Annotated in this window: 20 protein-coding genes and 4 tRNA genes; 10 read left to right on the forward strand and 14 right to left on the reverse strand. The window is 41.9% G+C overall.

Translation table 11 applies throughout. The annotated features are described in order from the left end of the window. Positions 1–51: 51 nt before the first annotated feature. On the reverse strand, positions 52–753 hold the full coding sequence (hda, locus tag ACFSJY_RS11695; RefSeq protein WP_386034437.1) for a DnaA regulatory inactivator Hda: 702 nt from the start codon (positions 751–753) through the stop codon (positions 52–54). Then, positions 750–1,862: a DUF2066 domain-containing protein gene (locus tag ACFSJY_RS11700; RefSeq protein WP_386034439.1), complete on the reverse strand. Its 1,113-nt coding sequence runs from the start codon at positions 1,860–1,862 to the stop codon at positions 750–752. Before ACFSJY_RS11700 ends, hda begins: the two co-directional genes overlap by 4 nt. A 131-nt stretch (positions 1,863–1,993) precedes the next feature. Here ACFSJY_RS11700 and purM point away from each other — a divergent pair, with 131 nt between their 5' ends. From purM to ACFSJY_RS11715, 3 genes are read left to right on the forward strand one after another with little or no spacing between them, the layout of a single operon-like run. Then, the gene (gene purM, locus ACFSJY_RS11705) at positions 1,994–3,034 is read left to right on the forward strand and encodes a phosphoribosylformylglycinamidine cyclo-ligase (protein WP_386034441.1); all 1,041 of its coding nucleotides are present in this window, start codon (positions 1,994–1,996) and stop codon (positions 3,032–3,034) included. Positions 3,035–3,042: 8 nt separating this feature from the next. Then, a complete protein-coding gene (gene purN / locus ACFSJY_RS11710; protein ID WP_386034443.1) occupies positions 3,043–3,690 on the forward strand; it encodes a phosphoribosylglycinamide formyltransferase in 648 nt (215 codons plus the stop codon). Positions 3,691–3,714: 24 nt separating this feature from the next. Continuing rightward, a complete protein-coding gene (locus ACFSJY_RS11715; protein WP_386034445.1) occupies positions 3,715–4,449 on the forward strand; it encodes a DUF3108 domain-containing protein in 735 nt (244 codons plus the stop codon). 437 nt (positions 4,450–4,886) lie between these two features. On the opposite strand, the gene ACFSJY_RS11720 is transcribed toward ACFSJY_RS11715, so the two are convergent. After that, positions 4,887–5,705 carry a class II glutamine amidotransferase gene (locus ACFSJY_RS11720; protein WP_386034447.1) on the reverse strand — a complete coding sequence of 273 codons (819 nt, stop codon included), beginning with the start codon at positions 5,703–5,705 and terminating at the stop codon, positions 4,887–4,889. A 173-nt stretch (positions 5,706–5,878) separates the two neighbouring features. Between ACFSJY_RS11720 and fadE the strand changes: the two genes are divergently transcribed. Then, a complete protein-coding gene (gene fadE, locus ACFSJY_RS11725) occupies positions 5,879–8,341 on the forward strand; it encodes an acyl-CoA dehydrogenase FadE (protein ID WP_386034449.1) in 2,463 nt (820 codons plus the stop codon). A gap of 232 nt (positions 8,342–8,573) precedes the next feature. Further along, positions 8,574–9,521 (forward strand): acyltransferase, encoded by a 948-nt coding sequence (locus tag ACFSJY_RS11730; protein WP_386034451.1) that lies wholly within the window; start codon positions 8,574–8,576, stop codon positions 9,519–9,521. Between the two features lie 102 nt (positions 9,522–9,623). Here the strand turns inward: ACFSJY_RS11730 and ACFSJY_RS11735 are convergent, their stop codons facing one another. The 7 genes from ACFSJY_RS11735 to dnaQ form a co-directional block, all read right to left on the reverse strand. After that, positions 9,624–10,376: an SDR family oxidoreductase gene (locus ACFSJY_RS11735; RefSeq protein ID WP_386035031.1), complete on the reverse strand. Its 753-nt coding sequence runs from the start codon at positions 10,374–10,376 to the stop codon at positions 9,624–9,626. Between the two features lie 115 nt (positions 10,377–10,491). Further along, positions 10,492–10,568, reverse strand: a tRNA-Asp gene (locus tag ACFSJY_RS11740). A 42-nt stretch (positions 10,569–10,610) separates the two neighbouring features. Then, positions 10,611–10,687, reverse strand: a tRNA-Asp gene (locus tag ACFSJY_RS11745). 26 nt (positions 10,688–10,713) lie between these two features. Then, positions 10,714–10,790 (reverse strand) — tRNA-Asp (locus tag ACFSJY_RS11750). 27 nt (positions 10,791–10,817) lie between these two features. Then, positions 10,818–10,894, reverse strand: a tRNA-Asp gene (locus tag ACFSJY_RS11755). Between the two features lie 148 nt (positions 10,895–11,042). Continuing rightward, positions 11,043–12,389: a TIGR03503 family protein gene (locus ACFSJY_RS11760; RefSeq protein WP_386034453.1), complete on the reverse strand. Its 1,347-nt coding sequence runs from the start codon at positions 12,387–12,389 to the stop codon at positions 11,043–11,045. Beyond that, the gene (gene dnaQ, locus ACFSJY_RS11765; protein WP_386034455.1) at positions 12,377–13,102 is read right to left on the reverse strand and encodes a DNA polymerase III subunit epsilon; all 726 of its coding nucleotides are present in this window, start codon (positions 13,100–13,102) and stop codon (positions 12,377–12,379) included. Before dnaQ ends, ACFSJY_RS11760 begins: the two co-directional genes overlap by 13 nt. Before the next feature lie 129 nt (positions 13,103–13,231). On the opposite strand from dnaQ, the gene rnhA reads away from it, so the two are divergent. Together rnhA and ACFSJY_RS11775 are read left to right on the forward strand one after the other, a co-directional pair. Further along, positions 13,232–13,696, forward strand: coding sequence for a ribonuclease HI (rnhA, locus tag ACFSJY_RS11770; protein ID WP_386034457.1), 465 nt, complete (start codon positions 13,232–13,234; stop codon positions 13,694–13,696). A gap of 103 nt (positions 13,697–13,799) precedes the next feature. After that, the gene (locus tag ACFSJY_RS11775; RefSeq protein ID WP_386034459.1) at positions 13,800–14,666 is read left to right on the forward strand and encodes an MBL fold metallo-hydrolase; all 867 of its coding nucleotides are present in this window, start codon (positions 13,800–13,802) and stop codon (positions 14,664–14,666) included. Between the two features lie 29 nt (positions 14,667–14,695). Here ACFSJY_RS11775 and ACFSJY_RS11780 read toward each other — a convergent pair whose 3' ends face one another. Both ACFSJY_RS11780 and ACFSJY_RS11785 read right to left on the reverse strand, forming a co-directional pair. After that, positions 14,696–15,184, reverse strand: coding sequence for a DUF2919 family protein (locus ACFSJY_RS11780; RefSeq protein WP_386034461.1), 489 nt, complete (start codon positions 15,182–15,184; stop codon positions 14,696–14,698). Between the two features lie 9 nt (positions 15,185–15,193). Next, a complete protein-coding gene (locus tag ACFSJY_RS11785; RefSeq protein WP_386034463.1) occupies positions 15,194–15,910 on the reverse strand; it encodes a DUF599 domain-containing protein in 717 nt (238 codons plus the stop codon). Between the two features lie 259 nt (positions 15,911–16,169). Between ACFSJY_RS11785 and ACFSJY_RS11790 the strand changes: the two genes are divergently transcribed. The 3 genes from ACFSJY_RS11790 to ACFSJY_RS11800 all read left to right on the forward strand — a co-directional run bounded on the left by ACFSJY_RS11790 (position 16,170) and on the right by ACFSJY_RS11800 (position 21,838). After that, positions 16,170–18,530, forward strand: a complete 2,361-nt coding sequence (locus ACFSJY_RS11790) for a carbohydrate binding family 9 domain-containing protein (RefSeq protein WP_386034465.1) — start codon at positions 16,170–16,172, stop codon at positions 18,528–18,530. A gap of 131 nt (positions 18,531–18,661) precedes the next feature. Further along, positions 18,662–21,016 carry a carbohydrate binding family 9 domain-containing protein gene (locus ACFSJY_RS11795; protein WP_386034467.1) on the forward strand — a complete coding sequence of 785 codons (2,355 nt, stop codon included), beginning with the start codon at positions 18,662–18,664 and terminating at the stop codon, positions 21,014–21,016. Positions 21,017–21,073: 57 nt separating this feature from the next. Then, positions 21,074–21,838, forward strand: a complete 765-nt coding sequence (locus tag ACFSJY_RS11800) for a substrate-binding periplasmic protein (protein ID WP_386034469.1) — start codon at positions 21,074–21,076, stop codon at positions 21,836–21,838. Positions 21,839–21,876: 38 nt separating this feature from the next. Here the strand turns inward: ACFSJY_RS11800 and ACFSJY_RS11805 are convergent, their stop codons facing one another. Both ACFSJY_RS11805 and ACFSJY_RS11810 read right to left on the reverse strand, forming a co-directional pair. Then, positions 21,877–22,407, reverse strand: coding sequence for a hypothetical protein (locus tag ACFSJY_RS11805; protein WP_386034471.1), 531 nt, complete (start codon positions 22,405–22,407; stop codon positions 21,877–21,879). Positions 22,408–22,409: 2 nt separating this feature from the next. Then, on the reverse strand, positions 22,410–23,624 hold the full coding sequence (locus ACFSJY_RS11810; protein WP_386034473.1) for an RDD family protein: 1,215 nt from the start codon (positions 23,622–23,624) through the stop codon (positions 22,410–22,412). Positions 23,625–23,635: the final 11 nt, after the last annotated feature.

The following is a 23,635-nucleotide window of genomic DNA, read 5'->3' on the forward strand; positions in this document are numbered from 1 at the left end:
TTTATTTTAAACATTCATTGTAGCTACGTTACAGAAAAGTACAGTTTCGTGCTATCTCTCCAATGCTTCCTTTATAAATGGAATCGTAATCTTGCGCTGTTCTCTTATCGATAATTTATCTAGTGTATCTAAATAATCGATTAGTTTTGCCATTTCGCGACTGTAATGGTTTAACAAATAACGAATTGCTTCATCTTGAACTGTTAACCCCCTCTGTGCCGCCCGCCTCTTCACTGCTGCTACTTTTTCTTCATCTGACAATGGTTTAATTTGCTCAATTAAACCCCACGATAAACGTGACTTTAAATCAGGTAATGACAAACCTAAGTCGTTAATAACAGCATCACCAGTAATAATAATGCGCTTTCCAGCTTCGTTAACTCGATTGTATAAGTCAAAAATTGCTTTCTGCCATTGGAGAGAAGATGAAATCGACTGCACGTCATCAACACAAATCACGTCAATTTGTTCAAGGCCATCGAGCACATCCACTGACATATCTTTTAAGTCTGTCATAGACAAACATAACGACGAAAGGCCATTTTCATCAGCCAGATTACAAGCTGCATGAATTAGATGAGATTTACCAGCTCCTTGCAAACCAAACAAATAGAAGCTGTTTGCGTCTAACTTCCCTTCTACAAATTCTGACAGGATTGCAATAACATGCTGATTGCCTTCACCATTGAAACTAGTGAACGTCTCGTCATCCGGCAACTGCACGGCTAATGCTAACTGCGCGTCTTGCTTCATTTTCCTCTCCAGTAAAATACTGGATACAATTGAGGTTCAGCACCTGCAAGAGGATCTACATATTGTTGTAAAACATCATTGAGTTTTAACGAAGCAAGCAACGCCTTCTTTGAACCTAGTAACGATAGTTTATAGGTATATCGCTCCTGCTCCGCACTCACTAAACTTACCGATTCAACCGCAGATAACTCACTTAAAAAACGTTGTACATCAACATAGGTTTTTAACGAATCAACATTAGCTACCTCAATCAATAACTCATTAGTTAAATCGGTAGAAGATGCATAATCTTGATAAATTACTTCAGCAACATCGTCCAACGCGTTTGCGAGCAATTCATTTTGATTATTCCCCTGATAAACTTGTCCAAACTGTTGACGCTCAGCAATAAGACTCCAGTCTAACGAATACGTTTCAGGAACCTCCTCACATAAAATCCCTTCGCAACTTTCGTCATGACTCGCGTCGTTGTTGTCACGTGAAATTCTTATAATAAGCGATGCGTCTACAAGGTAACGCTGAGAGTACAATTGGGTTTCTGCAGAAAACCTACCCCACAAATCAGTGATATTAACGTTTACAGTGTCTTCTAAATCCATTAGCGGTAAAACTAAAGGTAGCCCTCTTACTTGCGAGAATTCAACAATCTGTTTAGGTAAGGTTGAGTCACTAGACTCTGCAAGCACTTGTCGAGAAAATCGATCTTCCTCGACCAACCAAACTAATATTTGCGGGCGTAAACGTCCCCATATAGGTAGGTTAGCTTGTTGAAACAAGCGGTTGATTTTATCTTCATTAAATTCAGCAACAACAAATAGCTGCTGTTCAATTCTCTCGTATTGGTACTTTGACAAGTACTGGTTGAACTTAGCGATACCCTGTTTGACCAGCTGATTGTCGAGCACGCTGGGTTGTCCACCAACCTTTATCATAACCGCCGCCATTGCGTTTTTAATGGCTTTATTTCGTTCACTATTAACTTGCGAGTCCACAGGTACCGTTGCCTGATATAAATCAGTCACTTCAATGGCGTTGGCGTAGCAGTTAAAAACAAGTGCGCACACTAGAACGAGACGTTGAATCATTTTGTCTAAATTAATCAAATTCATAGTGCCGATCTTATCACAAAGCCTGTGAAAAAATTCAGTGAAAAAATATTTTCTTTTAAAGATTTTATCGCGCCGCACTCGCTGGTAGAATATGCACCTTTAAAAATCCTTTGAACACTTTGAGGTTTCACGTGAGCGATCAAAAACAGTCCCTTAGTTATAAAGATGCCGGCGTAGATATTGACGCAGGTAACGAGTTAGTTGAAAACATTAAAGGGGCAGTAAAACGCACAACACGCCCAGAAGTTATGGGTGGTTTAGGCGGTTTTGGTTCAGTTTGCCAATTACCAACAGGCTATAAAGAGCCTGTGCTTGTAGCGGGTACTGATGGCGTAGGTACTAAATTGCGTCTAGCAATTGATTTAGCTAAACATGACACTGTTGGGATCGACCTAGTGGCTATGTGTGTTAATGACCTGATTGTTCAAGGTGCAGAGCCATTATTCTTCCTTGACTACTACGCTACTGCAAAGCTTGACGTTGAAGTTGCGTCAAACGTAGTTGCTGGCATTGCCGAAGGTTGTGTTCAAGCGGGTTGTGCATTAGTAGGCGGTGAAACTGCTGAGATGCCAGGTATGTACCATAAAGGCGATTACGATATTGCAGGCTTCTGTGTTGGTGTTGCAGAAAAGTCAAAAGTATTAAGTGGTGATAAAGTCGCTGCCGGAGATCAACTGATTGCACTAGCCTCTTCTGGCCCTCACTCAAATGGTTACTCTCTTATCCGCAAAGTGTTAGAAGTAAGCAATGCTGATACTAACGAGTTACTTGACGGCAAAGCTTTAGGTGAACATTTATTAGAGCCGACAAAGATTTACGTGAAGTCTGTTCTTGAGCTTCTTAAAAACGTCGATGTACATGCATTAAGCCATATCACTGGTGGTGGTTTCTGGGAAAACATCCCACGCGTACTACCAGAAAATGCTCAAGCAATTATCAATGAATCGTCATGGAATTGGCCAATTATCTTTAACTGGTTACAAGATAAAGGCAACATCACTACCCATGAAATGTATCGCACATTCAACTGTGGCGTAGGTATGATAATTGCGGTTCCAGCCAACGCATTGGAGCAAAGCTTAGAAATTCTAAAAGCGAATGGCGAAAACGCTTGGCATATCGGTGAAATCAGCGATAAAGCTGATAATGAAGAGCAAGTAATTATCAAATAGGAATAACCATGTCCCGCCGAATTGTTGTTTTAATTTCTGGCAGCGGTACTAATTTGCAGGCAATCATAGATGCCTGCAAATCTAATGATTATCCGGGGAACGTTGTTGGCGTAGTGTCCAATAAAGCTGACGCTTATGGCTTGCAACGTGCTCAAAACGATAACATTGATACAACGTGCCTTTCACATAAAGATTTCGAATCGCGTGAACTTTATGACCAAGCTTTAGTCAAAGCGATAGACGCATACGAACCTGACTATGTTGTACTTGCAGGCTTTATGCGCATCTTAACTCCTGCTTTTGTACAACATTACTTAGGAAAACTCGTTAATATTCACCCATCCTTGTTACCTAAATATCAAGGCTTGAATACTCACCAACGCGCTATAGATGCAGGTGATAGCGAGCACGGCGTTAGTGTACATTTTGTTACCGAAGAGCTAGATGGTGGCCCTGTTATATTGCAGGCAAAAGTGCCAATATTTGATGGTGACACCGCAGACGTTTTAGCAGGCCGTGTACACGAACAAGAACACCGTATTTACCCGCTAGTAGTTAAATGGTTGTGCCAAGATAGGCTTACCATGACAGCGGAGAAAGCAATACTAGATGGTAACGTGTTACCAGAAAGTGGCTATGCGAGTGACGAAGAGTAAGTAATATTGAGGTAAACGCAGTACATGGTTAATAAAATCGCCTACACCCTAACAGCATGTTTAGTATTTATTAGTGCAAATGTGAGTGCTGATCATGTTGAAGTTACAAAGCAGATAAAACCATTTACTGCCACATATAACGTACTGCGTGATTCAGAGCCTGTTGGCAAAGGGGTGCGCCAACTCAAGTATTTAGAAAATGGTACAGCTGAATATAGCTACCATACTGATATAGAATGGCTTATCTTTTCGGATAAACGCGCCGAAACAAGTGTAATTGAACTCACTAATGGTCATGTGACTCCTACACATTACCTATATAAACGTGAAGGAACAGGTAAAGATAAATATTACGAATGGACCTACGATGTAAAAAACGGGGTCGCCACAGATCTTAAGAAAAAGCGCGAAAAGCAAATAACGTTTCCACCCAATATTCAAGACAAGCTCAGTTACCATTTTCAACATAGATTGAATTTAATGGCTAACCCAAAGCAAGGACATTTTGTTTACCCCGTTGTTTCAACCAGTGGTAAAGTTAAAAATTATGTCTATCAGTACGACGGCGAAGAGGAAGTCATGCTGCCCTATGGATTAGTCAAAACCATTCGTTTAAAGCGAGAAGTGGTAGATAAAAAACGTATAACCTACGCTTGGTTTGCACCTGAACTAGATTATTTAATGGTAAAACTCTATCAAACTAAAGGTGGCGTGGAGCAATTTGAGGCTCAACTTACCAAGGTTGAAATCCAAGAGTAACAAGAACCGTATAGTTTTAAGAATTATGGAGTTAGTAGCTCTGATAAAAAGGCACCTGAACTGGTGCCTTTTTAATACATACTCAAACAAATATTGACACTTATGCAGCGCCGCTTTTCGTTAAACAGTGATTACATAACCTTTGCTGACAAAAAAGGCCCAAACGCCATAGAATAGCCAAATTAGGGAGCAATGAGTAACCAACGCCCTATTCAACCGCTTTCGATAACTCGCTTTGGCTAACATGACAATTGTGTACAACCATAGCGAAACAAAAAGCGTAAACCACACAAGCCAAGCCATACTAATTAACACTGAAAACCATTGGCCAACATGAAAATCGACCATAAACGGCAGAAAATAACTTAACGTAGCCGTACCGAAAACCATCGGTAAAGTATAGTGTTTCAATGGGCCGTCAGCCATCATCATATAGGCTATATCTCAGCTGTATCGTTGGGGCTTCCAGCACAAGCCTCACTGCCAGACAGGGCAGATTCTCCCAGCTTGAAAAGTTGCCACTCACGTGACGTCATCTTGTGCCAACTTTCATTATTGGTAAGAGGTTGCGTCGCAATTACCGTGACAATATCTTTGTCTGTCGTCTCTTGCTTAAAGTCGACTTCAACTTCAGCGTCAATCAGTTTGGCTTCGCCGAAAGGCGCTTTACGGGTAATCCAATGTAAATTATTTGAGCAATAAGCAAATAAATAATCACCATCAGACAAGATAAGATTGAAAACACCTAGCTCATTTATCGTTGACGAAACTTTTGCGATAAACTTATACAATGTTTCACTGCTTGGCTGTTTTGACCCAAACTCAAAATGTAGCTGATCGAGTAAATAACAAAAAGCATGCTCACTGTCTGTACTACCAACGGGTATATGTACACTTACAGGAAGCGCGTCTTTATACCCTGCTAGTTGGCCATTATGAGCGTATGTCCAGTTTCTCCCCCACATTTGACGTGTAAATGGATGGGTATTTTCCAAACACACGGCACCAGAGTTCGCTTGTCGAATATGACAAATGACGGATTCACTTTTGATGGGATATTCAGTGACTAGCTTAGCGATTGGGGATTGTGCACTTGGCATTGGATCTTTGAAGCTACGACATCCTTTACCCTCGTAAAATGTGACGCCCCAACCATCTTTGTGAGGCCCTGTATTGCCTCCACGCTGCATTAAACCAGTAAAACTAAACACGATATCTGTTGGCACATTTGCGCTCATTGCCAGTAACTCACACATGCTTAAAAACGAATCTCCAGAAGGCGAACTATAATTAGGAAAGGATCAAGTTGTACCTTTTATCCGTAGTAAAAAGCAATAGCTTAACGGCTAGGGGTAAAAATAATGTTTGAAATTGTTAAAGGTTCGATCTAAATTATTGTGGTCTGACCTCTTACAAGTAAGGAAAGAAAGTGGATATGTTAATTTGGTTAGCTAGCGCATTAGCAGTTAGCTGGTTCATGGCTTATACAAGAGCCTCTTTATCTGCCTACACATTAGTATTTGGTATTTTAATGATTGTAGGTTCTGTTTTTCAGGTAGTAAGTCTTTTAGGCTGGATCGTATTTGCGGCTATCGCACTACCTCTAAACATCACAAGTTTCCGCAAAGAATACATTAGTAAGCCTTTGCTAAAAATGTTCAAAGGCATCATGCCAGAAATGTCTCGCACCGAAAAAGAAGCAATCGACGCGGGTACAACATGGTTTGAAGCAGATCTTTTCCGTGGTAACCCGAGTTGGCAAAAACTTCACAGCTTCCCAAAACCTCGTTTGAGTGCAGAAGAACAAGCATTCTTAGATGGTCCTTGTGAAGAAGTATGTAAAATGGTTGACGACTGGGATACAACACACGAGCGTGCTGATTTATCTCCAGAAGTTTGGCAATACCTAAAAGACAACAAGTTCTTCGCGATGATCATCAAGAAAGAATATGGTGGTCTAGAGTTCAGCGCATACGCACAATCGCGTGTATTGCAAAAGTTAACAGGCGCAAGTTCAGTATTAGCCAGCACAGTAGGTGTACCGAATTCTCTAGGCCCAGGTGAATTACTTCAACACTACGGCACAAAAGAACAGCAAGACTATTACTTACCTCGCCTTGTAAAAGGTGAAGAAATTCCTTGTTTCGCACTTACAAGCCCTGAAGCGGGTTCTGACGCTGGTTCTATCCCTGATTTCGGTATCGTGTGCAAAGGCGAATTCGAAGGTAAAGAAGTACTAGGTATGAAGCTAACATGGGACAAGCGTTACATTACGCTGGCACCTGTAGCTACAGTACTTGGGTTAGCATTCAAAATGTACGATCCAGACGGATTATTGGGTGATGAAGAAGATTTAGGCATCACTTGTGCTCTTATCCCAACTCACCTTGACGGTGTTGTTACTGGTCGTCGTCACTTCCCACTGAACGTACCTTTCCAAAATGGTCCGACACAAGGTGAAGAAGTATTCGTACCGTTAGATTACATCATCGGTGGCCCTAAAATGGCCGGTCAAGGCTGGCGTATGCTAGTTGAATGTTTGTCAGTAGGTCGCGCAATTACCCTACCTTCAAACAGTGCAGGTGGTGTTAAATCAATCGCTATGGCGACAGGTGCATATGCCCGCATTCGCCGTCAATTCAAACTGCCAATCGGTAAAATGGAAGGTATTGAAGAAGCGCTTGCACGTATTGGCGGTAACGCTTACCTAATGGACGCGGTAACGACTATGTCTACCGGCGCCATCGACTTGGGTGAAAAGCCATCGGTAATTTCAGCAATCGCTAAATATCACTTAACGGAGAAAATGCGCTCGTCAGTAACTGACGCTATGGATATTCACGGTGGTAAAGGTGTTTGTATGGGCCCTGCTAACTATTTAGCGCGTGGCTATCAAGGTGCACCAGTCGCAATAACGGTTGAAGGTGCAAACATTTTAACACGTAGCATGATCATTTATGGTCAAGGTGCTATCCGTTGTCATCCATACGTACTTGCTGAGCTGCAAGCTGCGGGTAACCCAGATTTCAAACAAGCGCTTGATGATTTCGACCACGCTTTATTTGGACACATTGGTTTCGCGGTAAGCAATATCTTCCGTAGTTTATGGATGTCATTGTCTGGTGCTCGCTTCGTTAAAAAGCCTTACCAGGACAAAACTGGCCGTTACTATCAATTAATGACACGCTACAGCTCAAACTTAGCAATGCTTTCTGACATTGCAATGTTGACATTAGGTGGAGATCTTAAGCGTCGTGAACGTATTTCAGCGCGCTTAGGTGATGTGTTAAGTCACTTGTACTTAGCCTCTGCTACACTGAAGCGTTTTAATGATGAAGGTCGTATTGCAGAAGATTTACCACTCGTGCAATGGGCAGTAGAAGACAGCTTATACAGCGCTCAGCAAGCGATGGATGAACTTATTAGCAACTTCCCTAACAAAGCAGTTGCGATTGCATTACGCGCTATCATTCTACCATTCGGCTCATGGTTAACTAAGCCGTCTGATAAGCTAGACCATAAAGTATCGCGTATCTTACAAACGCCTTCTGAAACTCGTAATCGTATCGGCCAAGGCCAATACTTAACACGCGAGCCAGAAAACGTATTGGGTATGTTAGAGCAAACACTAGATGATATTTTAGCGGTAGAGCCTGTCTACGACAAAGTATGTCGCGCTATCGGCAAGAAGCTTCCATTCTTCCGCTTAAACGAAGTGGCAGAGCAAGGCCTGGCTGCAAAAGCGATTACTGAAGAAGAAGCTGAATTACTTCGCCGCGCTGAAGTAGGCCGTAAAGCTACTATCGATGTTGACGATTTTGATCCAATGGATTTACCAGCTAACCACTCTTTGTTCGAAGAGCAAACAGCTAAACAAGAAAACGCTGCGTAGTACATAAAAACGTAGTGCAAAAAACCTGCTCCGGCAGGTTTTTTTATGCCCAGCGTTCATCTCACCTTTCTTACCTTGTTGTATTTATTATAACTTTTTAAATTTTACAGGGAATTCAGCGTACACTTGTGACAAACATAGTGGTATATGTTTAATAAAAATGACGCTAAAATGTCATTTATATTAAGATTTTTCTATCAGTTTTCGTTACACGCAGAGGTGTCTTGATTTCATGCTCTCAGGTTTTCCAAGCTTTGTTTTAATGCCCATTTCGTTTGTACTGTTCTGTATTAATTTAGCAGTATGTGGCACGCTGGTTTTCTTAGGTGGAGTATTAAAGTTCATCGTACCTTCAAAACGTTTCCATCGATGGCTTTACCAGCCTATGCACACTTTCTATCGCCGTTGGATCAGCACCAATATGGACATCCTAAAGGCAGTAAATAATGTCGAAATCGAAATTTCTGGCGCGGAGAATTTAAAGAAAGATGGCTGGTATTTGCTTCTGGCTAACCACCAAAGTTGGTTAGATATTTTTGTGATAGCAGGCTTTGCTCACAACCGTATTCCAGAACCCAAGTTTTTCTTAAAAGACAGCCTCAAGCGTGTGCCGTTTCTTGGTATGGCTTGCTGGGCACTAGATATGCCCTTTATGAAACGTTACAGCAAAGCGTTTATCGAAAAACACCCTCACTTGAAAGGGCAAGACATCGAAACGACAAAGAAATCTTGTCAGTCATTTAAAACCAATCCAACAACGATAATTAACTTTGTTGAAGGGACGCGTTTTACAAAACAAAAGCATAACCATCAGAAAAGTCCATTTAGGAATTTATTGACACCAAAGGCTGGCGGTATTGCCTTTACCCTTGCAGCATTAGGGGATAGATTCGATAAAATTCTTAACGTAACGGTCTTATATCCTGAAAACCCTGGGCATGTAATGAAGGACATGCTTAAAGGAAAGCTCACAAAAATTAGAATTCACGTAGAACAGCTACCCGTCACAGAAGATTTAGTGGGTGACTATTTCCATGATACTGAGTTCAAAGCAGGCTTCCAAACTTGGTTAAATGAATCGTGGCAATCAAAAGACACGCTTATTGACAAACTTCATGAAGCGTCAGCACGCGAAGCATCACTAAAATCTAAAATGAAAAACCCTACTTCAGCCCATTAAAACCAAAGCAGACGGTAAACGCAGCAAGCAATTTGAACTTAATATAAAACGGTACCATCTAAGTACCGTTTTTTACTTCTCAGTGAGACACAGTATTGGCCTTTAAAGCCCTCCACTCACATCCAGCATACTCCCTGTCGTGAAACTTGAATGCTCACTCGCTAGCCAAAATATTGCCTCAGCCACTTCTTCGGCAAGCCCCGCCCTTTTCAATGGTAACTGTTTCGCTAACCGCTCGGGTCTATCAGGCTCTCCTCCATCAGCATGTATATCAGTTGCAATAATGCCTGGTCTAACAGCGTTCACTCTTATGCCGTCTTCTGCGCACTCAACAGCTAGCCCTTTAGTAAAGGTATCGATAGCTCCCTTACTCGCAGCATAATCAATATATTCAAACGGAGAGCCCGTACGAGAAGCAACAGATGACACATTGACGATACAGCCACCTTGTCCTCCAAAAGAATGCCCCATTCTCTTTATCGCGTGCTGTGAACACAACATATGACTCAGTATATTCGTTTGTAAAACATTGGAAAGGCGATGCAAGGGCATATCAACAAATCGTTGTTGCGTATTCAAAATCCCGACGTTATTAATCAATACATCCAATCGACCAAAGTATTCATCAATTTGATTGAATAGCGAACTAACTTCTGCTTCGTCGCTAACATTTGCAGGAATCGCAACAGCGTGTGAACCAAGCTGTTTTATTTGAGCTACAACATCGAGTGCCGCTTTCTTGTTAGATTTGTAATTAACAACGACGTCATAGCTATGTTTAGCGAAAAGTAACGCTGTTGCAGCACCAATGCCACGACTGGCGCCTGTTACTAACACAATTTTCTTCACGGTAATTTTAACTCATTGAAACCAATGAATTTATTGTAGCAAAAGAGAAACGTTAGAAAAACGTCGTAAAAGCGTAATGAAAATTAAATATAGAAGCGTTTTACTAGGAATAGTAGAGAATTGGCGGAGTGGACGGGACTCGAACCCGCGACCCCCGGCGTGACAGGCCGGTATTCTAACCAACTGAACTACCACTCCGCACAGGGATACAATTTAACAGCATACTTAATTCGACTAAGTTGGCGGAGTGGACGGGACTCGAACCCGCGACCCCCGGCGTGACAGGCCGGTATTCTAACCAACTGAACTACCACTCCACTGAGATTAGTCGCATCAACATGATTGGCGGAGTGGACGGGACTCGAACCCGCGACCCCCGGCGTGACAGGCCGGTATTCTAACCAACTGAACTACCACTCCGCAGACATGTTTTTTGCAAGATTTAATTGGCGGAGTGGACGGGACTCGAACCCGCGACCCCCGGCGTGACAGGCCGGTATTCTAACCAACTGAACTACCACTCCGCGTGTAAACCTTGCGTTTCAACAGTATGTCGTTGAATGCGGGCGGAATAATACGAGTATGTTCGCTATCCGTCAACCACTTTTTTTGAATTATTTTTCAAGTGCGCATTTGCTGTACAAAGCGAATGAATTTACAACAAATATTGGATTATCCATCACTTTTCGACGCTTTTTTCTTGTTGCGCCACCAATAACCACCATATATCGCTAACGCCAGAAAGATAACAACGCCATTACCTATTCCGATAAAGACGAGGGCCTCTTCCTCTTCTTTCTCTCGCGCTTCTAATTGTTGTTGCTTTAAAATCTCTAACTCATCAGCATAGCTCATTGCATCACTGGCGTCTGCGTCAGCGAAAGTCTCACTCGCTACCTGCTGGTCAACTTCTACAATTTCTCCGTCTTCATTAATAACAGCGACTGTATCTTCAATTTTTCGCTCTACATTAAATGAGTACATTGGCACAATTAATCGAAACTCTCTTCCATCAACCGTTTTTCCGTAGGCACTGACCTGTACTCTGTGTATGCCAGGTTCGGTGTAACCAATCTCATGTATGCGTTGCGGTCCGCTACCTTCCATAACAGAAAAAGGCTCAACTGTTTTGTCAGGAAAGGTTATCTTTCCTTGAAAAACCATACTGTCTGGTTGAACGAGCTCTGCATTAATACTGAGAATAAGTTTATGGAACTCTTCCGCTTCAAGTGTGGGTTCAGCATCTAACGTAACAGGGTTGGGATGGACGATGACTGGGGTTTGTCTTAACTCACGGCTGGCCATCGGCAATTTGATATGATAAAGCGGCACCCATTCGCCAGGGGCAAACGTTAATTCGAACTCGCCTGTGAATATACTGTCTCCCGCATACTCGTCTAAGTTTCGGCCATCGTCTCTGAACGACGTCAACTTAACTGGCTCTGCGCCAAAGTTATCAAAGGCTGAGTTGTTGGTGCTAAAGAAATCGACATCTAAACGCACTACGTCACGGAACGCAGGGTTATCAATGGCTAAATCACCGTTAAAAAGCTCGCCGGTAATTTTTAAAGTTTCACCAGACAATAAGATTTCAGGAAGTGGCTCAACCTCAATTCGAACGTCAGACATCACCATAATATGGCTGCCCTTTTCTACTTGCCCAACAACTTGCCAGGGACCAACCATAGGTTTTTTAATCTTAACCATATCGAAGGAGCGATCGTCAAACCATTGTACCTTCTCTTTATCTAGCTGGTTGATTTTTAGTTTGCTGCCATCCGGGCGGACAAGAATAACGGGAGGCGAACCCGTTTTGCGATAGAACAATAACGTTATCTCATCAACTTGCGCATCTATGCGAAATCGATGATCAAAATAAGGTATTTGGTTGGTCGCATTATCAGCTTCGTAATAATCTATTTTACCCTTTGGTAATTTGCCGTCGGAATTTTGCGCGTATGCATTATGTCCAGCTATTGCCAAACTACATAACAGGCTAATCCACCCTATTTTGGCCATATAGGTGCTCCCCCTTTTTTCTCGACCACTGCCAATCTTTCTTGATGTGCAATAAGTTCATCGGCAGAAGCACGCACAACCTTTAATGCTGGTCGATCGGCATTTAATCGACGAATTGCATTAGCATCCCCGCTTCCTTGGCCGTCATCAGCACTTAAATTGAACGTCGCCTGCTTGCGTGTCATCTCTATATAGACATATGCAAGCAACTGAGCATCAATTAAAGCGCCGTGATAAGTACGATCAATTAGACCATCTACACGATAATGTTTTGCGAGAAAATCGAGGGTCTTAGGCGAACCGAATTCGTCTTTGGAAACGAATAATGTATCCGTTACCTGGCAAATATCTGCCGTCATTGGCAAGCCACGTTTAGTCATACCAAACTCGTGATCCATAAAGCCAACGTCGAACTTCGCATTATGTATGACAAGCTCAGCGCCACGAATGAATTCTATAAATTCATCGGCAACTTGATTAAATAACGGTTTATCCGCTAAGAATTCATTGGTTAGGCCGTGGACATCAATAACTTCTTGTTCCATTTGGAACAGTGGATTGATGTAGGCATGATAGGTTTTGCCCGTCAACTGACGATTTATCATTTCCACACAACCTATTTCAACAATACGGTGTCCTTGTTTTGGATCTATACCCGTTGTTTCCGTATCCAGTACAACAATGCGTTCTTCTTGATTTATTTGTGCAGTCACGATTTACCTTAAGAGCTGTAACACCAATTTATTGTGGCATTATAAAGAACATTAATAGGATAATGAAAACGTTACACATTAAATTGCCAGATGTCACCTGCAATTAACGCTTCACAAACGGAAAAACAAATGCAAAAAGAAGTACATATATATACCGACGGTTCATGTTTAGGGAATCCAGGGCCAGGCGGATATGGTGCAGTAATGAAGTACGGAGAGCATGACAAAGAGCTCTCTGGAGGGTTTAAAGAGACAACAAATAACCGAATGGAGTTATTAGCGCCAATCGAAGCACTGAATGCTTTGAAACAGCCTTGCAGAGTAATCCTTACGACAGATAGCCAGTATGTTAAGCAAGGCATCAACAGCTGGATTCATAATTGGATCAAGAACAATTGGAGAACCTCAAGTAAACAGCCTGTTAAAAATGTCGACTTGTGGAAAAGGCTTCATGCAGCTGTCCAAAAGCATGACGTAGAGTGGCGCTGGGTTAAAGGTCACAGTGGCCACCCAGAAAATGAACGATGTGATGATTTAGCAAGAAACGCTGCCATGGGCAAAAACTTAGCCATAGATAAAGGCTTTTCCAAGTAGCAGAAACTATTTACCCCATCTAAGTTGGGTCAACATATTTACTTGACCCAACCACTTTATTACGGAAAAATATATCTAATAATTTTTAGTTATTAATAGATGTATGCAACCGGTCATTCAACACTTCTTCCATCCTGCTTCTTATACACTCACATATGTAGTGCACTGCCCAAAAACAAGACAATGTGCCATTATTGACCCTGCGCTCGACTTTGACATTTTTTCTGGTGAACTAGATATAAAAGCCATTGAAGAAGTACTTGCCTACATTGAAAACGAAAACCTTTCGGTAAAGTGGCTGATGGAAACCCACGCGCATGCAGATCATGTAACTGGCGCAACAGCATTAAAAAAACGAATTGGTGGCCAAACAGTGTGTGGAAAGAACATTGTTAGCGTGCAACACACGTTTAAGTCTTTGTTTAATCAAGATGACTTTTCAGATGACGGTAGTCAATTTGATCAGTTAGTAAGCGAAGGAGATAAGCTATCTCTTGGTTGTTTAGACATCTCGATTATAGACACTCCTGGCCATACACCGGACAGTGTGACATATATAATTGGAGACAATGCTTTTGTAGGCGACACTTTGTTTATGCCAGATTCAGGCTCTGCGCGATGTGATTTTCCAGATGGGTGTGCTAAACAACTCTACCAATCTATTCAAAAAATTTATGCCCTAGGTGAACACATCACGCTTTACATGTGTCACGACTATCAACCCAACAAGCGCGAGCTACTTTACTGCTGCAGTGTAGCGGATCAAAAAGCGCATAATGTGCACGTAGCTTCAACCGTTAGCGAACATGAGTACGTTGAAACGCGTGAAACGCGCGACCGCAAACTTGCAGTGCCAAGGTTGATATACCCTTCTCTTCAACTCAATATTCGTGCAGGAGAGCTTCCAGCTGCCGAAAATAATGGTGCGCATTACCTTAAATTGCCATTAAGTGGCGTCGAACGCATCTAAAGCCATAAAAAACAAAAACTTAACAGTTATTACTTTTCTGGCACAGGTTCAGGAAACTCCTGTAAATTATAGGCTAAACGTTTACTGAAGTAGCACATAGCGACGCAAAATAAAGCGACAACAGCTTGAAGCAACAAACTCGTCATATCGCCAAGTTGCAGTAAAAGGTAGGCACCAGTTAACACCCCAATATCCAGTAAACAAGCAATGGCAATTAGTGTGCGGGTATGAGGCCAAACCCTTTTCACCCAGTGAGATGCGTTTGGTCTGCGTAGACTAATAACAAACACCAAAATAACGCCCATGAACCCAGATGCTAAGTTTAAATAGAATAATTCAGGATCGGGATATATCCATGATATAACACCAACCCTGTCTTGCATGTTGGTCACAGACATCAACCACACTAAATACCCTCTCAGTAAAAAAGCGAGTGCAAGGTAGATGGTTTTTGATAATTTAACACAATCAAAATTATCAAAGTCTTTTACTGAGTATCTACTAAACGCCTTATTCATCTATCTAGGTTACTCTTTAGCATTGCGTTCTTGCCACAATAAGTCTTGCCCAACGGTGATAGCACGAACAGCTTTTGATTGAAATTCTCGAATATATAATGTGTAAACGACAAGAATACTGGCACCAGCAAACACGAGAGGGTGAAAAAACCAGCAAATCGCTGCTAGCGAAAAATAATAAGCACGTAATCCATAGTTATAGGAGTGCGCGGCTTGGTCTTGCACTACCGCCATTTGTTTAGCGTAACGTTTTAGGTTTTCATTGGTACCCGCTAAATCAACTGGCGCAGCACCTATCATGACATTTAAGAATCCATACTGACGCATCGACCATGTAAAGTGGAAAAACGCTAGAACAAAAATAACGGCCATTAGCGCCAATTTTAGCTGAATACCCAAATGCGTTGATAAGTCGGCATAAGGTAAAGATTCAATCACGCTTTCTAATTTCTCTACCTGTGCAAATAACGTCAATATACCTGCAATGACCAGCATGGTGCTTGAAGCAAAGAAAGCAATATTACGTTCTAAATTGGCTAATAGCGCTGCTTCACTTACCCGGATATCGCGCGTAATGATTTCTAACATCCAGTGGATTCGGTGCTGATGGAGGCATCTTGCGATACAGTCAGTCGTTTTCGCTTTTTTTCGGGCAAATGCGGTATACCCAACCCAACAGACAAAAAACACACTCAAGGCAATAATATCAATCAAACTAAACGGCATCAGGTAAACACAACCTCATCAGGCTTGACAACAAAGCCATAGATTATGACAAATACTGGATGATGGAAATACATTGATGCATGTAAAAATCTTATTGCTCTATTTACCAGCGGTTAACATAAATTTTTACGAATTGTCAGTTGCTTACCTTTTATCTTACCTAAGTGTCTATTGGTCGTATTCACTTTGACTGAAAATGTCTCATTAATCAGGATATGCGTAATAATTTGTAATGCTAACTATTTTTTCGAGTTCATTTATGTCGTTTTATCGTCAAGCGAAACGCAGTATTGCCGCCGGTTCATTGGTCGCTTTTTCGCTTTTGGCTCAAGCAGAGTCCATCTCACCGATAGATATCCCTCGCATCAATGGAGAAATTTCCATTGATGCTAATTTAAACGAGCCGCAGTGGGAACACGCTAAGCGTGTATTGGTTAATAACGTTACCCGCCCCTATGACAATATCCCTAGCCCCATAGAAACCGAAGCTTATCTTATGGAGGATGGCAGCAACTTTTACATCGCATTTGTTGCAAAAGACCCAAACCCTGAGCAAATTCGCGCATTTTTGAAAGACCGCGATCGTAGCTGGGGTGACGACATTGTCGGTATCAAAATTGATACATATAACGATCAACGTTCTGCATATCGCTTTATGGTCAATGCACTAGGTGTTCAAATTGACGGCATAGAAAGCGAAGTGACTGGCCGCGAGAGTGATTCTTGGGATGGCATATGGCCAAGCGCTGGCAGAATTACTGATGATGGCTATGTGGTTGAATTTGCTTTGCCGTTACGTATGCTTAATTTCAATGAGAATTTGGAAGAGCAAACATGGGGCATTGAACTTGTTAGGTTTTATCCTCGCGACGAGCGTTTGCGTATTTCTAACATTTATCTAGATCGCGGTAACGATTGTGAGATATGCCAGCACGCGCCAGCAAAAGGTTTTATCGGTGCCAAGCAAGGAAACAATTTAACCATTACGCCATCACTTGTTTTGGGGAAAGCGGAAGAGCGAGATGATGACGGCATATGGCAAGATGATGAAACGTCAGAAGCTTCTCTTGATATCCGTTGGGGCATTACTCCAGATATCTTATTGAACGCGACAATTAATCCTGATTTTTCAACCGTAGAAACTGACCGCGCTCAACTTAACATTAATAACAACTTCGCATTATTTAATGAAGAAAAGCGCCCTTTCTTCTTAGATAACGCCGACTACTTCGATTCAAACTATAACCTAGTATACACCCGCAACATTAACGCGCCCAATTACGGCGCAAAGCTAACGGGGCGTCAGGATGACCACTCATTTGGTTTGTTCGTCACTGATGATCAGGACACTAATATCCTGATCCCTGGTAACCGTTCTTCCAGCGTAGCGGAAATAGATGATGAATCTCAATCTGCTGCCTTTAGGTATCGAAACAGCTACAACGACGATTTGACCTTAGGTTGGATAAGCACTATGCGGACATCAGAAGACTACCACAACCATGTCCACGGTGTAGACGCTAGGTATCGCATGAACCAATATGACGTTTTTCGAGTGCAACAACTATATTCAAACACCGAGTATCCAGAAGATTTATTTGAACAGTTTTGTGATGCCGAAGATGTAACCGAATGCCAAGAGGAAAATATAACACCATGTGAACTGGGTGACTGCAACGTCAACGAGCGTGTACTTCGCACACAAAAGGACGGTGACTTTAGCGGTAACGCTTTTCGCTTTAGTTATCGCCATGATGACGAAAACTGGCATTACCGTGCAACCTACGATCGCCAAAATGCTGGATTCAGAGGTGACTTAGGTTTTATTCCCCGTGTTGATCATAATAAAGCGGTGCTTGGTGCAGAACGTACTTGGTATGCAGAGCCAGGCGAGTGGTGGACACAAGCACGCGCATACTCTGATTGGGACATTACACACAATGATGACGGTGAACTGATCGAAAAGGAGTTTGAAGGTAATGTTCAGCTGCATGCTACCTACGAGTCTTACTTCCGCCTCTCTTACAAAACGCGAGATTTAGTAGGAAAGCGTCTAGACGAGAGTAACTTAGCCATCGACGGCAATACTACCCTGTTTAGCGAAACTGAGTATGATTTTTTTGCAGAGATTAAACCCATTTCAGGTTTATATTTGAGCACTCGATTCGAATGGGGCGATGATATTGATATCAATAACAACCGCCTTGGCAAAAAGAAATACGTGCGCCCTGTTATTAACTGGAATGTCAATCAGCACTTGGAAATGAAACTGCGTCACACCTATCGCGAACTAGACGCTGATGGTGAAATCGTTTTTATTGCCCGCCTAACTGACTTTAGAACAACCTACCAGTTTGACGTGCAAAGTTTTGTTCGCTTAACCGTAATTTATAATAATACGAGCAGAAACCCTGCAAACTACCCACTATTTGACCCGACAGACATCGATGCCGACTTTAAAGACTTCTCTGCAGAATTACTGTATGCCTATAAAATTAACCCGCAAACAGTGTTCTACCTCGGCTATTCTGAACACAGAGATGGTGAAGGAACATTTGGTGACCTTGAACAAGACTTAAGAAGTGTTTTCATGAAGTTCAGTTATGCGTGGTTAAAATAGTGTTACCACCATAACTATCTATTAAGCAAAAGGCCCCTCAAGGGCCTTTTTAATTCAATTGAGAATGTGTCTATTTTTTGACAGAATACAGCGCTTTAAAAAAATAATAATAAGTTAACAAGGTCGTTACGATGTCAACGCTAGTTCGCCGCAGTATAGCTACAATCGTTGGATTAACATTTTTCTTTCCATACGCTAGTATCGCAAATGAAAACCAAGCCAATACGCTTGTTCATATTCCGCATAGCACAAAAGGCTATCAAATTGATGGCGACTTAACTGACCCTGTTTGGCTAGACGCCAAATCAATTGCTGTAAATACCGTTACCAGCCCTTTAAATAACACCCCTAGTCCTGTAGATACCCAAGCAAAGCTAGTCGATACCGGTGAACATATCCTCATCGCTTTTATAGCCAAGCACCCTAATCCACAAGAAATTATCGCGACTTATGGTGAACGAGATAGCCGCTGGAGCGATGATATTGTTGGTATCAAACTCGACACGTTAAATAATCGACGAACCACATACACTTTTCTAGTCAATGCTTTTGGCATTCAACACGACGAGATTTATAACGAAATCACAGGCAACGCGAACGATCTTTGGGATGGAATTTGGGATTCGTATGGCAAAATAACGAATGACGGCTTTCAAGTAGAAATGGCAATTCCGTATTCAATTATGAATTTTGAGGAGTCTGATAATGTCAAACAATGGCCATTCGAACTTGTGCGTGTTCATGCCGATCAAACAAGACTACGCATATCCAACATTGAATTAGATCGCAACAATGCGTGCTGGCTATGCCAATATCCGCAAGCAACCGGTTTTGAAAACGCCCGAGCAGGCAGCAACCTTCAACTGACACCTGCATTAGTTGCAAGTTACGATGAACAACGTGACATTTATGACACCGATAGTGACTGGGACAGTGATAGCGACATTGAGCCAAGCTTAGATGTAAGGTGGGGTATTGACCGCCAAACTCTGTTGAATGCAACGATAAACCCGGATTTTTCAACGGTTGAAGCTGATGCCGCACAGCTTTCAGTAAACAACAAATTTTCATTGTTTTTTCAAGAAAAACGTCCCTTTTTCCTAGAAAACAATAACTTTTTTGAAACCCCTACCAATCTTGTTTACACGCGGAATATTGCTGATCCTGATTATGGCGTAAAACTTACAGGCACAAATCAAGCACATAGCTATGGTATTTTTGTTAGCCACGATACTGAGACTAATTTTATATTGTCAGGTAACTTAAGTGCTCGTATTGCTTCTTTGAACGAAGAGAGTCATTCCTCTGCAGTGCGCTACTTGTACGATATCGACCAAAACAAGACTATCGGTTTGATTGCAACTAACCGAACTAGCGACGATTACCACAATAGTGTTTTTGGTATTGATGGGCGATATCGCTTCACTGATACAGATAGAATCAACGTACAATGGATGTTCAGTGACACCGAATACCCAGAGGCACTTTTTCAAGATTTTTGCGATAGCGATTGCGAGCCACCTAGCGAGCCATGCTCCTTTGGCAATTGCAACTACAACGAACAAGTACTGAGAAGTAAAAAAGATGACAGCTTTGATGACGCTGCCTACTTAATTAGCTATCTGCATGAATCAGAAGATTGGATTATCGATGCAGAGCGTCAGTATTTTGGTGAGGACTTTCGAGCAGATTTAGGCTTTATTAATCGCATTGATTACGTTGATGATCGCTTTTATATCAGGCGTAAATTCTTTCAAGACGATGAAAAAGCAATGATTCCAACATACGGAGTGAACGCCGCTTTTTCAATTCAACACAATGATAATGATGAGCTCATCAGTCGAGAGAATCAGCTTGGCTTTAGCTTAGATGGTCCTTTGCGCTCTTATTTGGAGCTCACCTATGTCGATGCAACTAAAGTGGGCCTCAGATTAGACGATACAAACCTTGCCATTGATGAAAACACTGAACGGTTTAATGAAAGGCAATGGGTACTTTATGCAGAGTCGCGGCTAAATCGCGAGTTTTACGCTTCATTTTACGGGGTTTTGGGAGACAAAATTGACTATGACAATAACCGCCTAGGCGATTACATAGAACTAGAAACAAATGTCACCTGGTACCCTAAGCCAAACACTGAAGTCGATGCAACCCATACATTCAGTGAATTAGAAGCCGAAAACAAAAACGTATATACGGCCAATATTATGGACTTGCGCTTACGATACTATTTTGATGTGCATAGTTCTTTAAAACTGAGCTTGGTTTACGAAGATATTGACTATAACCCGGACAACAATCCATTTAGTTTTTATAGCGAGCAAGTTAATACGTTATCTACTCAGTTAATCTATTCATACAAGTTAAACCCGCAAACCGTATTTTTCTTGGGGTACTCTGACAACAGTTTTGAAGATGATTTTGTCGGTAACCTAAAACAGCAGCAGAGAACTTTATTTACAAAAATTAGCTATGCTTGGCGCTAGTAGACATATACTGAATAAGGAAGCGTAAAACTTTTTTAAAGTTAAGGATAACATCAGATGTCTAAATGGATGGTGTTACATAGGCAATTCGTCACATTGGCCGCATTGGTATTAGGATTCAATTGCGCGCCATTATTGGCTACAGACCAAGTCACCATCGCTAGTGACGATGGTCCACCTCATATGATCGCAGATAATAATTCTGGAATAGACCTAGATATTGTTAGCGAAATAATCAAAGAGTTGGGCTATTCCACCCATTACATCTACGCGCCACTTCATCGCGCTAAACAATTAGTCATCGCTAAAAATGCGGATATAGTTGTACCGACATTTCTGCAAAAGGACACACCAGAACTCTACTATTCTGCTCCTATCATTCGCTATAAACCCACTATTTTTAGTTTACGTAGCGATAACATTGAAATTAATGATTTTACCGACCTAAAAGGCTTGCGTGTCGTATCATTTCAAGGAGCTACGGGTTATTTTGGAACAGCATTTGAGGACGCTGTAAAAAAAGCGAATTACAGAGAGTTGCATGATATGTCGACTTTTCCGTCTTTACTCGTTAACAAGCGGGCAGACGTTGTTGTATTGGACTACTATATATTTTTCTATTATTTCAACCAATATCACCTTGACCTAGAACCAACGCTCATCTCTACACACGCAGTCATTCCTGAAGTCAATGCTTATGCGGGCTTTGCTTCTAAATCACTAAGAGATCAGTTCAATCATAAGCTTACGCAATTTCTCGCAAACAATGGTGATAAAAAAGTCATAAAAAGGTATCTAGGAGAGGCGATAGTCAAGAGGTAAGCAAAGCTTTATCAGCCAAGCCCACCTCTTCGTTGCGTTTATTTGAAGGTCACTGTTTTCTCACTACGGACATAAATACGCGCTTCAGGTTTCGTCCAGTTGCCTTTTTTAAAATAACTGGTTTCAACCGTAATCTTATTAGGCGTTAAGGTGCTTGTTGATTTGACTTGCGTGATACCGTCTTTATTCCCTGAGACATCTTCATAAGCAACAAACGCATTGTCAGCAATCTGCTCTATCCAACCCTGAGTGTAAAAGCCAGCAGTAGTAAAGTAATAAAAAACCACCTTGCCTTTCTCTTTGTCAAAGAAGATCAGTGATTCGCCACCATACATTCCGTCATTTATTGAATGGAGTGTTCTAACTGTGGTGCCATTTAATGCCCTTTCCCACTTGGACACATCCACCATTTTTGGCTGACCTTCTTTTGGGTCAAACTCCGACTCCCAGCTCCCAAGGTATTGCTCAAATATAGCCAGCTCTTTGGCCAGTTTTAAGTCCTCTGCATATGCTTTCAGAGACATCACTGTCAGGGCCATCGTAATCACTATTTTGGGTATTATTTTCATTGTTATCCCTCAAATTGTTGTTTAGCTTTTCTTGTATCAATAACGACAGTTGCTGATATTTGGTCGTGAATGGCTTGTCTATTGGCGTCCCAAAATATTTGTATAAAACCAAGTAAACCCGTCGCTATACCAGCACCGTAGCCACCATAGCGCCCAAAACTATCCCACATTGATAGCGGAGTGCCGTCTAGTTGAATTACGCGGATACCAAACAACTTTTTACCAGGTGTTTTTCCATGATAGACAGACGTAAACACAGTGAAATAGAATGCGGCCCAACCAAAGCCTAAACCAAGATCCTCAATCAGGGCCTTCGCGAGTTCAATCACTGAATAAACCGGTTTGTCAGATTTTTCAGTGGCTTCACTTGTAGCTGCTATTGCCGGCTCCACATTATCATTTTCAGTGTCTTCAGCGGGCGTTGAAAATCCCTCTTCGCTCGTTTTTGTGCTGGTTTCAGGTAATTCAATTAACAAAGCTGAAAGTCTACTGGCCAGTTCTTCTCTATCATTAGAGGATAGGTCAATTTCACCCACGGCTTCTTCAACAAGCCCCTTTCTATCTTTAAGTGGCAGCGACAACTCGTTCAAAGTCAAAGCAGCCGGTGTTAAGTCTTGATACCAACAATCGACAGTTTGGCAGTCACTCTCGTCAATTTTAGCGACAGCTTTAGAAAACGCGACACTAAACACGATTGCTTCAGCCGCCGTTTTTAAAGACGTTTCAATATCACCTTCAATGGCATCCCTATCATCATTTCGACTGTACTGACCGCCATAATTATATGGGCCGGACCAACCAAGGTCGTTGAAGGTTTTAGGCAGTATTTCAGCGAGTACAACAAACACAGTGAATGCACCAACTAAACGCATCAGAAAACGACGCTTACGGCCGCGCTCTCGCCCCATTTGCTCTGCGCGTTTATTGCTACCAAATCGAAACAACGCAATGGCAACGAAGATCGCCAAAATTTCACCTGGTGTGCTACTCAACATTGCCACTAGCAAACCATCTACAGCGATTGCCGCCGCACGTTTATAAGGTGACGCCAATGGAAGACCAAATAATGATTTATCAATTTCAAACGCAAATGGCGTCAGTATTTGACGCGTTTCGTCTTTCGACAGTGATATCGCGTCTTGTGCCAACTCTGCATTAACGCTGTCAGCGACAGCGAGTGTGCTGTCAGTTGTTTTTATCTGATGTTTCGCGTCCAAGCGACAATCCT

Origin of the sequence: Thalassotalea euphylliae (assembly GCF_042682785.1) — a bacterium.
Classification (GTDB): Bacteria; Pseudomonadota; Gammaproteobacteria; order Enterobacterales; family Alteromonadaceae; genus Thalassotalea_F; species Thalassotalea_F euphylliae.